Origin of the sequence: Legionella sp. km772 (assembly GCF_003989735.1) — a bacterium.
Classification (GTDB): Bacteria; Pseudomonadota; Gammaproteobacteria; order Legionellales; family Legionellaceae; genus Legionella.
The window spans coordinates 1-14,994 of the sequence record NZ_RZGQ01000074.1 but is presented as its reverse complement, the minus strand read 5'-3'; the positions used below and the strand labels follow the sequence as shown (position 1 = coordinate 14,994).

The window sequence follows — 14,994 nt, the reverse complement described above, 5'->3', positions numbered from 1 at the left end:
CTTATTAACCATTTAGAGCGAATAAGCCTCACAGCCTAAATTTACCGAATCTTTTGTCGACTGTTGATTAAAAAACAGCTGAACAATAATTGGTTCATTTCTAGTCATGAAAAGCCCCTGGGTTTTGGTGAGCAGGAGCTTGAGCTTTAATTACTTGCTCTACATAATTAATTAAAATTCCCCATCCCTGTTCGTCTTTTGGTAAGGTACATCGCTTGATGCCACTTAGGGGCAAAATAATTACCCTATAATCTTGTTCAGCCAATAGAGAATAAAGATAGGCTGGGCTATTACCAATTAACACGACATATTGATTTTTAGGAACCGTACTAATGAATTTATCGATTAGAGTAGAGGTTTCTATTTTAAATTGTTCCAGATTACCGAGGCGTTGTAATGTTGACATCCCCTTACTAGCAAGCTCTTCAATACTGGGCTCATGGGGTCCCTCTAATTTATAGTCAAGCTCAGCATAAAAACAAAACTCATCTATTTTTTCATTATTAAAGGCTAATTTAACTTTTTCAACAGTTAAATTCGTCCATAAAGTCATTTGTAAACTATTTAAACTATCCTTCTTAAGTAAGTGTTCATAAATCAGCGTGCACAAACATAAGCCACAAAACTCTCGTTCAAAGCTATCATGAATATCCAAAAGAATGCGTTGCACTGACTCATTAATCAGCAGATCTAAAGTCTTTTGTTTAGAGGCATTCATGCTTGTTTTTGATTTTAATAATGCCTTAGTCAATTTAGTTTGGAGTTCCAAAGTTAATTGTTGTGCATCTAAATTAAATAACCAGCAAGGCATATAATCTCAATAAACTTAAGCCCCTTATTTCGATACAGCTGAAATAAATAAGCAAGACACTAGATTGGGACAGTACTTTACTAGTTAAATAGCTTAACTTAAAGAGCTAAAAGTGACTTTCTAATTTATTTCTGTTATGAAGTCAGAATAATCTCATTAAGCTATTAAGCCATGATTTCTTGTAAGACGTTTAAACCTTATCTATTTTCACTCATTTTATTAACTTCCATCTTAACAGGGGGGTTGGCCGGTTTTTTATTAGGCCCCCAAAGCCAGTACTTAAAGCCTCTCGGCGATATTTTTATCAACCTAATTTTTAGCACTATAGTTCCGTTAATTTTTTTTAGTATTTCTTCAGCCATTGCCCGAACTGGCTCTATAGGAAAATTAGGAAAGATTATGTCCTATATGAGCTTGGTGTTTCTCGTCACAGGCTTGGTAGCAGCACTTTATTCTTTATGGATTGTTCTTCTCTGCCCTCCCGCTAAAGGGGTGCAACTTGCACTTTCACTACCCCCACAAAATGCCCACATTAATATCGCAGAGCAAATTGTCGGTATGTTTACTGTTTCTGATTTTAGCCACCTGTTATCACATCAGCATATGCTGGCCTTGATTGTGTTCTCGATTTTAATTGGCTTAGCAGCAACTCAAATTACGCAAGAAAAAAGCACGCTTATTTTGAGAATTTTAGAAGCTTGTGAAACACTGTTCATGCGTCTATTTGATCTCATCATGTTTTTTGCTCCCATAGGTTTTTTTGCCTATTTTGCTGTGCTAGTAAGCGAGTTAGGACCTCAAGTTATGGGAAATTACTTACGGGTAACTGTACTATATTATTGTTCGGCGGGTTTGTACTTTATAATTGCCTCCACCCTATTTGCCTTTATTGCAGCCAAGCAAAAAGGGGTACGCCTTTTTTGGGCTAATGTACTTATTCCTATGCTTACCTCCTTGGCTACTTGCAGCAGTGCGGCAAGCATCCCTGCTAATTTAGCAGCCACCAAAAAAATGAACGTACCCCCGGAAATTGCTGACACTACAATACCATTAGGTTCACTCATCCATAAAGATGGTTCAGTCATTGGTGGGATGTTTAAAATTGCCTTTATCTTTGGACTTTTTCATTTAGACTTTTCAAGTCCTGCAGTGTTATTGACTGCCTTAGGTGTATCGGTCTTGGTAGGCACAGTAATGGGCGCTATTCCTAGCGGAGGAATGTTAGGAGAATTACTTATTTTAAGTGTTTATGGTTTCCCCCCCTCTGTTTTAATTGCTATTGCCGCCATTAGTATTATTATTGATCCGCTGGCCACCATGCTTAATGTCACGGGTAATAGTGTCAGCTCCATGTTAATCGCACGTTTTGTTAATGGAAAAGATTGGTATCAACCAGCAAAGGCTATGACTAATGAATTATGAAATCATTCCTATCCGCGAAAATCATCTGGAGTCGTTTTGGACTGCTGTAGATAGTGTTGCCCGCGAGCATCACTATTTGGCTTTCTTAGAGGGTCCGCCTATTCTTACTACGAAAAACTATATTAATGAAAATATAAAGGGAAATTGGCCCCATTTGGTTGCGGTACGAGATAACGAGGTGATTGGTTGGTGTGATATCACCGGATTAGATAGACCGGTATTTGCCCATATTGGTGTACTTGGTATAGGCATTCTTGCTCCTTATCGTAATCAAGGGATTGGTAAAAAATTACTAAAAACTGCTATAGGACAAGCTCGCTTGAAAGGCCTCACTCGTATTGAACTTACTGTCCGGGAAAAAAATCATCGTGCTATTGCCCTCTATGAGCAATTTGGTTTTGTTAAGGAAGGTATTCATAAAAATGCCGTACGTATAAATGGTAACTATGAACATCATCTATTTATGGCCTTACTTTTTGAAGAGTAGAATTTATTTTTGCTAAAGGATAAGCTTATTATGACCTCGTTTTCTTCATTTAAAACCTTAGGTGTGCTGTTATTTCCGGAGTTTGAAACTTTAGATGTTTTCGGTCCCTTAGAAATGTTTGGCATGCTTTCAGATCGTCTTGCTATTGCCATGATCTCAGAACATGGTGGTTTAGTGCAATCCGCACAGGGCCAATTAGTCCATACTGAATTTCATTGGCATAACGCCCCACCATTAGATCTTCTTTTAGTTCCTGGAGGCATGGGAACTCGTAAGGAGGTATTTAACAGTCCCTTGTTGCATTGGATTAAAACTCGCTCAGAGCAAAGCGAACTGACTTTATCAGTTTGTACAGGTTCCACCCTATTAGCAAAAGCAGGCCTATTAGATGGCCTGAAAGCTACCAGCAACAAACGTGCTTTTAATTGGGTGATGGAACAAGGCCCCCAAGTTCACTGGGTTAAAAAAGCCCGTTGGGTTGATGCTGGAAGAATAATTAGTTCAGCAGGAATTGCGGCAGGGATTGACATGAGCTTGTATACCATTGCGCGTTTATATGGGGAAGCTCTTCGCGATGAAGTTGCCCAACGAGCAGAATATAGTGTGAACATCAATGCTGATTTAGATCCCTTCGTGATGGAGGATTAGGGCCAAGGTTGTTGACGCTTGACCCTATCTAGCTTTATAACCTATCTGGTCTTTCATCCTTAAGGATAACCGTCGTTTTATCCATGATTGTGGGTTCTAAGGGAACTAATAGCCACATAATGACATAAATCAGCAAAGCCGCTCCTCCAGCCAGGAAGAATAGGATAAAAATTAGGCGGATTAAAAAAGGATCAACTCTAAAATAAACCGCTAAACCGCCACAAACTCCAGCTATTCTTCGCTCGCTACGGGAGCGATATAGTTTTTTATAAACTTGAGTCTCAGCCATTAATTTGCTCCATTTAAATGCTATTTTCTTACTATAGCGGATTTAGGTCGTTTAATTACATTGACGTTCTAACCAACATTCATCATATTCATTACAAATTTGCACTGTTTCACACTCACGCACATACACTCGAGGTGGTGGAGGCGGAACAATAGGAACGTTAATAATTAAATTGGGACCACCCCATCCATAACCATATCCAGGGCCATAATAACCTGGGCCACCATAGCCCCAACCACCACCATGATAATGATTCCAACCCCATGCATGGCTACTTAGGCTGGTTAAGCCAGCGAAAAAAAAGAGTATCCAAGGGAAGATTTTATTCTTACAGTTATTCATAGCATTCTCACAGATAGAATTCACATTTATTGTACAATGCCTTAGGGAATTTACATATTGTTTTATTTTTACTATTTAAAATTTTTTATTACCTTTAGGGGATTGGGATAACAAAGCCCGGTCAGGTCGATCTGCTTAGTAACATTTTTTCCTATCTAACACTAAGACGTGTTGATAATCGCTCATTATTTTCTATTTGCTTAAAGCTTTATCCTCATATAACTTAACCTTAGAACTCCTCACTTGGATTAATGATGTATATGCTTTATTTTCATGTTCCGCAAACCCACGTCGAAGCAGTAAAAAATGCGATTTTTGCGGCTGGCGCAGGAATAATTGGGAATTATAGCCACTGTGCGTGGCAAGTATTAGGTCAAGGGCAATTTAAACCCTTAGAAGGTAGTAAGGCTTTTATTGGCGAACTTAATCAGTTAGAACTTGTTAGCGAATATAAAGTAGAAACAGTTTGTGATGAGGCTTGTATTGAGGAGGTCATTCAGGCTTTAAAAAAGGCCCATCCTTATGAAACTCCTTCTTATCAGGTTATCCCTTTAGCAAGGTTTTAATAAAATTAACGTACAATGTTTATGCATTTTTTTTGTTTTAATTTATTTAGGAGTTGCTTCCCATGTCCCTACTTTCACGGATTAGTTTATTTAAAAATTCGGCTGAAGATCATAAAGACACTGCAACTAAGCTGCTCGCAATCCAAACCAGTTTAAGCTATCTCCCCCATTATTCGAGTGAGGCTCATGCAAGTTCCCTTATTTATCCTCTTTGTTATACTTTAAAAACACTAATTAATGCAGCCCGAATTGCGCAGGGTAGCTTATTGTTATTAGGTGCTTTATTTGAACATCCATGCCAGACCCTACCCAAACTTATAGAAGGTATCAGCTTAGAACTGGGGGCTTGTATCCTAAACGCAATGAATGCCCTTGTCGCATGCTTAATCTTTATAACTCGTAGTTTAGTCTCATTGAATGTTGGCTATCCTAATAAAGCCGCAGCAGAAGCAGCACGTGAGTCCTTTATTGGAAAAGTATTCTTTGATATCTACAATAATGCGGAAGAGTTTCTATATGAAGAAACTACGAGTTTGGGTCATTAATACTTAAGAAGGATAAACTTCTTTAACTAAAGCCAGCCATGCTTTGGCTGCCTCAGAAAGATAAGCATTACGCCGCCAGGCCATAGCCATATTCCATTGCAATTCAGACTCTAACAATAAAATGGATTGAACCCGGTGATTAGCCCGATGTTTAGCAACCAGACGCGGGAGGAAAGTGACCCCAAGTCCTGCTGAAACCAATTCTAACATAAAATCAATCTGGCTGCTTTGTGCCACTACTTTCGGCTCAAAGCCCGCTCGATGACAAGCATCTAAGATCACTCGGTGCAAAGCAAATCCGCTGCCAAAAAGGATAAAAGGAATTTCTTTCAAATCCAATAATGAGAGCGTTTCCTTTTTAGCCAAAGGATGGCCGCCCACCAATAAAGCCACTAAGGGTTCTGAATGAAGTGCTTGATAGTCAAATTCCTCGGAAACTGGCAATAAGGTTCCCGCAAAATCGATATCACCGGCGTGTAAAAGTTCAGCTAATTTATCACCTCCATGTTCAATTAACTCTACCTCAATGCCTGGATAACGCTGGTTATAACGGGCAAAAAGAGGAGCAAAAAATAAACTACTGCCCACGGGAGAAATCCCCAAGCGCAGTCGTCCTTGCTTTAAGCCTCGAATTTCATCTAGCTCTTTAAGCAAATCCTCACGTTCAGCGAGTAATTTGACGCCCCGGCGATAAACAATCTCTCCAGCTGCTGTAAGTAAATGATGTGTTTTAAACCGTTCTAGGAGCAATAAACCTAATTCATTCTCTAACTGCTTGATGGCTTTACTTACCGTCGATTGTGTACTAAATAAACGCTCCGCTGCTTTAGAAAATCCCCCTTGGCGCACCACCTCCACAAATACCCGCACTAATTTTAATTCCATATCCATTCCCTTTAAGAATAAGTATAAGTCTATAAATTCATTTTATTCATAATTACATAAGGTGTAAACTTAGTGATGAAAAAGGAAGGCTCATTATGCTCAGATATCTTACATCTTTATTACAAAAAAATTCTCTGCTGCAAACTTTGTTCGTTTGCCTTTTATGGTTAAGTTGCGAACTTACCGTAAAGTTAACCAAACTGCCCCTACCCGGCGGGATTTTAGGTTTAGGCTTGGTTTTACTCCTTTTACTGAGTAAAAAATTAGCTCTGGAGAGTATTAAAGGTGGAGCCCAATTGTTATTAAAAGAAATGCTCCTCTTTTTTATACCGGCAGTGCTTGCTGTGTTAGAACACCGTGAGTTCCTTGGTTTACTGGGTATTAAAATCCTTGCGGTCATTATATTAAGCACTGTAAGCGTTATTCTAGTCACTGCCCTGGTAGTCGATCTTTGTTACTATTGGAGGACAGCTCATGCTACACCTACTGCTCAATGAGCCACTCGTACAAAGTTTATTTTGGTCTTTCGTCACGGTATTTTTCTATTTCTTTACTAAGCAAGCCCATCGCTTATGGCCTGTTTGGTGGCTAACGCCAATTGCACTAACTCCAATTCTGATTGGCAGTGTTGTTCTCTTATTGCATGCAAATTATCAAGATTATTTTCAAGGGACTCGCTGGCTAGTTCTATTAATTGGCCCTGTGACCGTTTCCTTTGCTATCCCTATTTATGAGCAAAGAGCACTCATTCGCGAGTACTGGTCTATTCTATTGGTGGGTGTCTTGGTGGGTAGTTTTATCGCCTTATTATCCAGTTGGGGTCTTGCCTGGCTCTTAGGGCTTGATGAAAATTTACGCTTAAGCCTTTTACCCCGTTCAATCAGCACCCCTTTTGCTTTAGTAGTGTCTCGGGGCATTGGCGGCACTCCTGATCTCACCGCTATTTTTGTCGTGTTAACCGGAATTCTTGGAGCAATAATAGGTGAATTCATTTTAGCTCGTACCCACTTTAATTCTGCTTTAGCGCGAGGTGCTTGCTTAGGTGCTGCCGCCCACGCAGCAGGAACGGCGCAAGCACGCAAAATGGGAAATACCGAAGGCGCAATTGCCAGTTTGATCATGATCTTAGTGGGCTTATTCAATGTCCTGGTTGTGCCCTCAATAGCTTATGTTTTAAAGCTTATCCAAATGAACTAATCAGAATCAAAAAAGGCTTGTGCGTAGCAAAAAATGGGCATAGCATACTATTCTTTTAACATAAAGGTGAGCTTATGCCCTTCTTTGCAAGTACTCGGGAGTTTTTAAATCAACAAACTGGCTATTTAGTAAACTGGAATAGACCAGGAAGTTTATTTTTTGGTAATCATCGCTATTCTAATCGCGAATTATTAGAGCGCGGTTTTGTGATTGCAAGCACGGCTGTGGGTGGTTTTTTGGCAGCCAATAAAAGTGAACATGGAGGCGTAGTACCTTTCGCATTCGGGGCCTCACTTGCTTTTTTACTGGCCCATACGGTCACCATGTCTCCTCTAATTTATAAACGGCTGAAAGCTAAATGGGCCTGTGAAGAATTAATTAAAAAACTAAATGCTCAAAACTCTGATGAGCTACGTCCATTAATATCTTTAGCCATCAATGAAGTAATGAACCATGCGCCAGTAAAAAGCCCCTCTGCTGTTTGGGGTAAGCGTTTGCGCCTATTACAGAATTTAGATGAATGGATTAATAACAACGATCCCTCTTTACTTCTGACTACTTTAAAAGAAAAGAACCTTATCACTCTGCTTGAGGAAAATAATTTAACAGCAAGAAGTACCCTCACCACCTAAATTATTTCAAGGCAGCAAGTTTCTATAATTTGCTGTCTCTTATACTTGTACCTTGAGGGTAAAAGGAAATTCACAGGTAGACTGGGCTATAATCAAGTATATAGACCAACTAGCATTGCCAATATGTATTCCAAAGAAGATACTGCTAATGATCGGCGTAAAGAATTTTGCCAGTCCATTGTTCCCACCACTGTTGAGGTTTATAACCAAGGGGGCACCCAATATTCGCATGAATATTTAGAACCTACGCAATTTGCAGTAAAACTCGATGAATTTTTTTCGCAAGCTTCTCGAGTACCACCTAAGCCCTTAGAGAAAAGCCACGAACTATTCGATGCACCCTTTATTGTTGGTGAATCACATTCCCATATTAGCCCCAAAAAATTTTTAATCGAAAACATGAAACAAATGAAAGCAAAGGGCTGTGAAATTTTATTCATGGAGCATTTATTTTATGACACCAATCAACAAGATCTCGATGAGTTTTTCCTGACCGGGAAATTCTCTGCCAATTTAATGGCAAGACTTAAAGATATGAACCGCAGTGGAATGGAGCATTCTTTTGGGGCTGCCTCAAACCTTAGCTCACCCTTATGGAAAGAAAACGATTATATAGCAGTTTTAAAGGCTGCCCGGGAAGCAGGAATTAGGGTAGTAGGAATTGATATTAGCTCCGTGTATAAAAGTCAAAAAATTGGGGTTGATAACCAACAGTTAGACGATACTCGTATCAGTTATATGAATTATACGGCCGCTAAAATCATGGAACGTGAAATTAGCACCTTACCTAAGGACAAACAGTGGTGTGCCTTTATGGGAAATGCCCATGTTAATAACTTTAACAATATCCCAGGAGTCAGCGAATTGCTGGGAGCACGAAGCGTCTTTATTTTTGATAATCTAGATTGGACTACTAAGCCGCCTAAAAGTTCTATAGACGTGAATGGTGCTTATATTTATGCGCAAGGCCAACAAGTATTCAAAGGTGAGCTGGTGTATCAAACTGATCCTCGCTTAACTACTGTCCAATTTGACAAATCCTCAGGGCAAACCTGTTCTATTTATAAACAGAAGTTAAACAATCTTATGACCCCTGAAACAGGCCTTACAGCCAATGACCTTGATTTAGCCGTCAAATATCTTGCCAATCTTAATCTAAAAGAACTAGTGGAGTTATTTGGATTTAATTCTGAGGGCTTAGATAACTCCTATGATTTGGTGCAAAAACTCTATCCCATTAATGAAAAAAAACCAATTGGTGAGAACACTGTGTTTAGTATTATAGTGGAAAGTCACTATTCAGGCATGCAACCCTATATTTTCTATTTATCGAAAGAACAAATAATGGATTTTTCTGCCCAACAAAAAGAGGCAGAAAAAAGGCTCCAATTAAACTAAAGATTTGAGGGGATTAAGTCCAATAAACTCTCGGCGAAATTATTTTCTAGCTTCCTGCAATCACTAAATTAAAGCGGTATAATCTGCTCCTACTTCGACTTTAAGGATCCCTTTTGAACAACCAAGCCCACCCCTTCACAGCTCTTGAACCGGATGTCATTTTAGATGCTATTGAAAGTATAGGTTTTACTTGCACTGGTAGCCTGCTCGCACTTAATAGTTTTGAAAATCGAGTTTATCAAGTTGGGATTGAGGGCAAAGATCCTCTGATTGCGAAATTTTATCGTCCAGAACGGTGGAATTCTGAGGCTATTTTAGAGGAGCATCAATTTTCACTGGAATTGGTAGAGCACGAACTTCCCATTATTGCGCCTCTCATCATCAATGAGCAGACCTTACATCATCATCATGGTTTTCGCTTCGCACTCTTTCCTCGTCGGGGCGGCCATGGCTTAGAACTCGATAATATCGAACAACTTGAATGGATGGGACGATTTATTGGACGCCTACATCGGATCAGTGCCTGTGGATCCTTTAAGCATCGTGTTCAGTTAACCACGCAAAATTATGGCTATGATGCCTATACCTTGCTTATTGACCAAGATTTTATTCCTGACTATTTAAAAGCAAATTTTTGCAAAACAGTTGAAACGGCGTTAGAACTAAGTGAGCAAATAGTTAAATCTTTAGGTCCGATTAAGCAAATGCGTTTGCATGGTGATTGCCATGCAGGCAATGTCCTTTGGCGCGAGTCAGGTCCTCATATAGTTGATTTGGATGATTGCCTCATGGGTCCTGCCATCCAAGACATATGGATGCTCCTTTCTGGGGAGCCAGCACAAATGGAAAGTCAACTCGAAAAGATTTTACAGGGTTATAGTGAGTTTCATGATTTTAACTTTAGTGAACGCCACTTAATTGAAGTGTTACGTACGCTGCGTCTTCTCCATTACTCAGGATGGCTTGCCAAACGTTGGTCCGACCCAGCTTTTCCTCTAAGTTTTCCTTGGTTTAATACTCCGATTTACTGGCAAAACCTATTGTCTAATCTCAACGAGCAGATTGAATTACTGCAAGCAATTGAATGCTAATAAATAAAGTTTTCCTTTGCCTTAGCCATTAAATAATCAAAGCGTTGAAGGTGGCGTTCGGTTTTATCCGGTGCTTCTAAAACCAATTCGGACATACTCAAGGCAAAGAGTAAACGACGGATTTCCCAAATAGCGGACTGAAAGCGCACTATCTGTTCTTTCGTGTGCTCGCTCACTTTATGCTCTAATTTCAAATTTTCCGAGCTTATTGCAATGGGGGCAAAATGGGCAATAATTTGATCTCGCATGCGCTCAAGAAAAAGAAAAGTACTTTTTCCCCTTTGTTTGCATAAATCAATTTCTTGGATTTTTTCTTTAAAAAAATTATAAATTACCATTTGATGAAAAAAATAAAGCTTATGCGAATAGCGATAGCTCTGAAATAAAACATAATCGCCTACTAAAACAATAATGATCCCTATCAAGGTACAGGTGCCGCGATTAATCATCATCTCAACCGGTCCTTGGGGTGAATTGGCATCAGTGGTTTGGGCTAATAAGAGAAATACAGACAAGGTAACAAAAAAAACACTAATATCATAACGTCGAGTATTTAAGGCGGTTACGTTTAAAGCAATGAGGGTTAGGATAAAGAGTACCGGAATGAAGCGATAGTTTAATTGAATTAAATAAATTAGGGGGACCAAAATCAGTAAGGCTGCAAGCGTCCCTCCCATTCGATGGATAGAGCGTCGAATAATTAATCCAGGCTCAATACCCGCACTCACCACTAAGACCGTTAATAAAACCCATTTTTTTTCCGGAATAGTTGAAAATAAAAAGAGAAACATAGCCATCATAAAGACCACAGCCAAATGCACGAATCGTGCATAGTCAAGTTTTCTTTTTAACTGTAGCGCAGTTTGCATAATTTATTCCAATGAATAAAAGCCTTGGTTAAACAATTGGCCACATAATGTTGCAATTTAGTTTCTGGAGGAAAATCAATTTGAGGTAGCGCACAAGGGGTATAAGTGCTCATCTTTAAACGCAATTGCTGAAGATTATTTTTAATACTGCGCCAGAAAATTTCATTTTTTTTCTCATAATAAAGATTATCCAAAGACAGTTGGATATTACGGATATAGACTGCTACGCGATAACTGGTTAAAAGGTATTTTTTACCTACTAAACGCTGATAATTGCGTACCATTTCAAAGTGGATTATCTCCTCCATAATGGTTTTATATTTATCCTCTACCAAAGCATTTTCAATATCGGTTTCAAAATACTGGATAAAATGGGCTAAAGCCCTATTCCAGACCCTTAAGTATTGGTGGGGGAAAAACCTTAAGCACATCATGATGGTAAAGGAAGAAAGTGCAATCGATGAGATAAAGCCGTAAGCCATTTGCAAATTGCCGAGCGGAGTGGTACTTAAAATGATGGTCCCAATAGATAAGGTCATCATAATTAAATTTTTTAAAGCATAAAAGTAGCGTAGTACCAAAAAATAGAGAATCGTTAACACCCCAAGAGAAAAAAAGAAAAAGACTACAGGAAAGGGATAAACTAAATAAAAAGACACACTAATTATCATCACCCCAAGACTAATAAAAAGGAGTAATTGTTCCTTCTTTTTAAAATTAGACAAGGTGGGCATTTCATAAACGGACAAAATAAAAAAAGGTAAAATAAAGGCCATGTAATCTACCGGTAAAAAAAACCAATACACATAGGTGGCCATAGTTGCGATAAATAAAGCCTTATGGAGAGCCCCTCGCTGGATAGTATAAGGATCTACCTCATCAAGCCAATGCTTAAACTTGGATATAAACATAAGCACTACTTCCTACACGCAAGGGATAATAGGGATTAGGATCAAGGACTCTTATAATCACTGGCAAACGTTGCGGTAATAAAATCCATTGATTTTCATTAATTACATTTTGTAATTGGGTACGATTATCAACCAATTGTCGATTGGCACCCCAATAATCAGACTCAATAACGCCATGAAATACTTTTCGTCCTAAATACATGCGTGGATAAATAAGTACTTTTGCGCCTTTGCGCACATCACGTAAATCCGTTTCATTAAAATTTGCCTGAATATAAATGTTGTCGGTATCCACTAAAGAGAAGAGAGGTTGATTAATATTAACCGGCGTGCCTAAGGTAAAAAATAAATTTTGAATAATTCCATTGCCTTGCGCATACACATCAGTGAGCTCTAAATTAACTTGGGCATTTTTTAACTGTGCACTTAAGGATTTAATTTCTTGTTCTTGTGCATTAATTTGGTGGGTATCAATCTCCATTTGCTTTAAAGAAGCCTCCCATTTGTCTTTTGCTGCTTGTGTTTCTTGTTGCGAGTTTTGTAAAGTGATGAGGGAAATAGATTTTAATTGATAACCTTTGCGATATTTTTTGTCATCTTGGGCAAGCTTTGTATATAAACGTTGCTGATTGTCACTTAATTTAAGATCACGCTCATAGGTTGTTTTTAAAGCCGCTAATTGCGCTTTAGCCGCAGCTAAATCAGCACTAAGTTTCTCAACCGCATAACGGTAAGGTTTTTTAAACACTGTAAATAACTTCTGGCCTTTTCTAACTGCCTCACCATTTTTCACATACAGGCCGGTAATATAACCATTAGCTAGCGCTGCCACCGGACGAACATTATTAACGACAAAAGCATTATCAGTAAATGGAAATAAAAAGGAAAAGAGATAAATGACGGTAGTTATTACACCAATCAAAATAATAGTGTGGGTAAACGTAAACCACCGCTTTAATCGGTAAAAAAAATTGTTGTTTTTTCTGCGCAACCACTTCCAATTCACATTCATTAAAGCGTAGATCCCTGCGTATAGGCATAACCGCCAGCTAAATCTTGATATAAGATAACCAAAGACATGGCTAGTTCTAATTTGGCCTGGTTCGTTGATAGTGCTAAATTATCTAAATATATCTTACTTTGTACTAATTCTTTATAAGAAATCAAGCCTGTTTTTAACAATCCTTGCTGCAATTTATATTTATGACGATAATCTTTTTCTGCATGTAAATAGGTTAAATATTGTTGGTTCATTTGCTTATTAGCAGAGTAATCTGTATCTACCTCTTTTAAAATTCGTTTGGCGGTTTTAATAAATTCGGCAATTTTTGCCTGATAGCCACCTTTTGCCGTACTTATTGTCCCTAAGGTGCTTAAGGCCACGCTGCCATTAAAATACGCATCGGATGCTTGTACGAACTTCGAATTAGGAAGGTGAGCCTCCCCGATAAAATCATCCAGCTGTAAGGCAGGGAAAAAATTACTGTAAGCAATATTAATATCCATTTTTGCAGCTTTAAGAGCATATTCTGCCATTTTCATATCAGGACGGTTATTCAACACCTCTACCGGCACACTACCGGGTTTAAAACGGCTAAAATCAAGCTGGGCAAAATTATTTTTAGAGCGCACCGCACCCGGATCCGCATTAATTAAATAACGCAGCGCATTTTCACTCACTACAATATTATGTTGCACGGGATGGATTTGGGCAGCAACTTGTCGTTCATCGGCTTGCAATTGCGCTAAATCAATTTGGGTAGCCAAACCAATGCGAATATCTTGTTCACTTAAGACAATTAATTGTTTTAAGTCTTTATCTAGTTGTTTAATTAAACGTAACTGCTCGTGTTGTGCCATCAAAGTAAAATAGGCAGCACTGATTTGCCCAATTACCAATAGACGAGCTCCGGAAATGGCCGCTTGCGCATAGTCAACATAATACTTGGCCTGTTTTTGTTGCGAATAAAGCTGCATGATATTAATCGCATAATAAGGCCAAACTCCATAAAAACCAGCAGGCGCGCCTAAGGCCGGGTTAGTAGAGTATCCGGCATAAGTTTTAATTATAGGAATCCAACTCAATTTTACTTGTTGCAATGCACCTTGCGCTTGTTGCAAATTCGCGAGCGCTATATGGATATCGTTATTGTTTTTAAGACCTAAATCAATGAGTAGATTTAATTCCTGATCATGAAATTGCCGCCACCAGGCGCGATAAGCAATATGTTCTATGGGTTTATAGGCTTTAGTGCTTGATGGAAATTGGCTAGGTACGAGATTAACGGGATGCATTGGTTTTTTAGTACAGCTTAATAATCCCCCGACTATTAAAGCGGAGAATATTAATTTTTTTCTCATGAGTAAACTTGTTATTTTACGGGCTGTTATTTCAATTCATCCTACACAAATATAAGGGTGCAAGCTATCTATTTTTAGTAGAAAAACAAATAACCTGCGACAGAGTTCCCCTGCCTCTATAAAGCAAGAGAAGTGTGACAGACTTCCTCTAGTAAGAGAGCAAGCTTGGTCGGATCATTACTAAAAATCGCATCCACCCCCCAATCCCTTAAGCGTCTTGCGTCATCGATATTATCCACCGTGTAAGAGTACACGCAAAGACCAGCCTCTTTCATCTTAAGAACGCGCTCTTCAGTTAACTCAGAATAATGCGTTGTGCCTATACTACAACCCAATTCTTTTGCAGTATGTACCTGGGAAGGATTCCATTTTTCAAACAAAAAGGCTTTATTGTACTCAGGAGCATATTGCTGAAAATAACTTACTCATGTTACGCACATAAACTTGTAGTTTGACTAAAAAGCATTAGAATTCCGCCCTTAATTTTAGGGAGGGAATTAAATGGATATGCTTGATCTTTATAGTGATTATTTGATTTTC

The 14,994-nt window shown here is 38.7% G+C and carries 18 protein-coding genes and 1 pseudogene; 10 read left to right on the top strand and 9 right to left on the bottom strand.

The genetic code is table 11. The features are described 5' to 3' along the window. Window positions 1-100: 100 nt before the first annotated feature. A complete protein-coding gene (locus ELY15_RS08945) occupies window positions 101-811 on the bottom strand; it encodes a hypothetical protein (RefSeq protein WP_127099326.1) in 711 nt (236 codons plus the stop codon). Between the two features lie 171 nt (window positions 812-982). Here ELY15_RS08945 and ELY15_RS08940 point away from each other — a divergent pair, with 171 nt between their 5' ends. From ELY15_RS08940 to ELY15_RS08930, 3 genes are read left to right on the top strand one after another with little or no spacing between them, the layout of a single operon-like run. Then, the gene (locus tag ELY15_RS08940) at window positions 983-2,233 is read left to right on the top strand and encodes a dicarboxylate/amino acid:cation symporter (protein WP_127099325.1); all 1,251 of its coding nucleotides are present in this window, start codon (window positions 983-985) and stop codon (window positions 2,231-2,233) included. Then, window positions 2,223-2,720: a GNAT family N-acetyltransferase gene (locus ELY15_RS08935; RefSeq protein ID WP_127099324.1), complete on the top strand. Its 498-nt coding sequence runs from the start codon at window positions 2,223-2,225 to the stop codon at window positions 2,718-2,720. The genes ELY15_RS08940 and ELY15_RS08935 overlap by 11 nt, the downstream gene beginning before the upstream one ends. A gap of 30 nt (window positions 2,721-2,750) precedes the next feature. Further along, window positions 2,751-3,368, top strand: coding sequence for a DJ-1/PfpI family protein (locus ELY15_RS08930; protein ID WP_127099323.1), 618 nt, complete (start codon window positions 2,751-2,753; stop codon window positions 3,366-3,368). A gap of 34 nt (window positions 3,369-3,402) precedes the next feature. On the opposite strand, the gene ELY15_RS08925 is transcribed toward ELY15_RS08930, so the two are convergent. Both ELY15_RS08925 and ELY15_RS08920 read right to left on the bottom strand, forming a co-directional pair. After that, entirely contained in the window at window positions 3,403-3,657 is a 255-nt protein-coding gene (locus ELY15_RS08925; RefSeq protein ID WP_127099322.1) for a PspC domain-containing protein, read from the bottom strand. A gap of 51 nt (window positions 3,658-3,708) precedes the next feature. Then, complete coding sequence (locus tag ELY15_RS08920) at window positions 3,709-3,999, bottom strand: hypothetical protein (RefSeq protein ID WP_127099321.1); 291 nt, start codon at window positions 3,997-3,999, stop codon at window positions 3,709-3,711. 254 nt (window positions 4,000-4,253) lie between these two features. Here ELY15_RS08920 and ELY15_RS08915 point away from each other — a divergent pair, with 254 nt between their 5' ends. Next, window positions 4,254-4,565 (top strand): NGG1p interacting factor NIF3, encoded by a 312-nt coding sequence (locus ELY15_RS08915; RefSeq protein WP_127099320.1) that lies wholly within the window; start codon window positions 4,254-4,256, stop codon window positions 4,563-4,565. A 62-nt stretch (window positions 4,566-4,627) separates the two neighbouring features. Continuing rightward, window positions 4,628-5,110 (top strand): hypothetical protein, encoded by a 483-nt coding sequence (locus ELY15_RS08910; protein WP_127099319.1) that lies wholly within the window; start codon window positions 4,628-4,630, stop codon window positions 5,108-5,110. A 3-nt stretch (window positions 5,111-5,113) separates the two neighbouring features. Here the strand turns inward: ELY15_RS08910 and ELY15_RS08905 are convergent, their stop codons facing one another. Beyond that, window positions 5,114-5,995, bottom strand: coding sequence for a LysR family transcriptional regulator (locus ELY15_RS08905; protein ID WP_127099318.1), 882 nt, complete (start codon window positions 5,993-5,995; stop codon window positions 5,114-5,116). Between the two features lie 95 nt (window positions 5,996-6,090). On the opposite strand from ELY15_RS08905, the gene ELY15_RS08900 reads away from it, so the two are divergent. The 5 genes from ELY15_RS08900 (at window position 6,091) to ELY15_RS08880 (ending at window position 10,313) form a co-directional block, all read left to right on the top strand. Then, entirely contained in the window at window positions 6,091-6,492 is a 402-nt protein-coding gene (locus ELY15_RS08900) for a CidA/LrgA family protein (RefSeq protein WP_127099317.1), read from the top strand. Next, window positions 6,470-7,192, top strand: coding sequence for an LrgB family protein (locus tag ELY15_RS08895; protein ID WP_127099316.1), 723 nt, complete (start codon window positions 6,470-6,472; stop codon window positions 7,190-7,192). Before ELY15_RS08900 ends, ELY15_RS08895 begins: the two co-directional genes overlap by 23 nt. 74 nt (window positions 7,193-7,266) lie before the next feature. Next, on the top strand, window positions 7,267-7,824 hold the full coding sequence (locus tag ELY15_RS08890) for a hypothetical protein (RefSeq protein ID WP_127099315.1): 558 nt from the start codon (window positions 7,267-7,269) through the stop codon (window positions 7,822-7,824). Window positions 7,825-7,947: 123 nt separating this feature from the next. Next, a complete protein-coding gene (locus ELY15_RS08885) occupies window positions 7,948-9,222 on the top strand; it encodes a membrane-targeted effector domain-containing toxin (protein ID WP_127099314.1) in 1,275 nt (424 codons plus the stop codon). 113 nt (window positions 9,223-9,335) lie between these two features. Further along, on the top strand, window positions 9,336-10,313 hold the full coding sequence (locus ELY15_RS08880) for a serine/threonine protein kinase (protein WP_127099313.1): 978 nt from the start codon (window positions 9,336-9,338) through the stop codon (window positions 10,311-10,313). On the opposite strand, the gene ELY15_RS08875 is transcribed toward ELY15_RS08880, so the two are convergent. From ELY15_RS08875 to ELY15_RS08855, 5 genes and pseudogenes are all read right to left on the bottom strand, one after another. Next, window positions 10,310-11,182 carry an FUSC family protein gene (locus ELY15_RS08875; RefSeq protein ID WP_127099312.1) on the bottom strand — a complete coding sequence of 291 codons (873 nt, stop codon included), beginning with the start codon at window positions 11,180-11,182 and terminating at the stop codon, window positions 10,310-10,312. The genes ELY15_RS08880 and ELY15_RS08875 overlap by 4 nt on opposite strands. Beyond that, entirely contained in the window at window positions 11,161-12,093 is a 933-nt protein-coding gene (locus ELY15_RS08870; protein ID WP_127099311.1) for a hypothetical protein, read from the bottom strand. Before ELY15_RS08870 ends, ELY15_RS08875 begins: the two co-directional genes overlap by 22 nt. Beyond that, the gene (locus ELY15_RS08865; RefSeq protein WP_127099310.1) at window positions 12,074-13,105 is read right to left on the bottom strand and encodes an HlyD family secretion protein; all 1,032 of its coding nucleotides are present in this window, start codon (window positions 13,103-13,105) and stop codon (window positions 12,074-12,076) included. The genes ELY15_RS08870 and ELY15_RS08865 overlap by 20 nt, the downstream gene beginning before the upstream one ends. After that, window positions 13,105-14,454: a TolC family protein gene (locus ELY15_RS08860; protein WP_127099309.1), complete on the bottom strand. Its 1,350-nt coding sequence runs from the start codon at window positions 14,452-14,454 to the stop codon at window positions 13,105-13,107. Before ELY15_RS08860 ends, ELY15_RS08865 begins: the two co-directional genes overlap by 1 nt. 116 nt (window positions 14,455-14,570) lie before the next feature. Then, a pseudogene (locus ELY15_RS08855) lies at window positions 14,571-14,864 on the bottom strand (glycerophosphodiester phosphodiesterase); the annotation flags it as partial. Window positions 14,865-14,994: the final 130 nt, after the last annotated feature.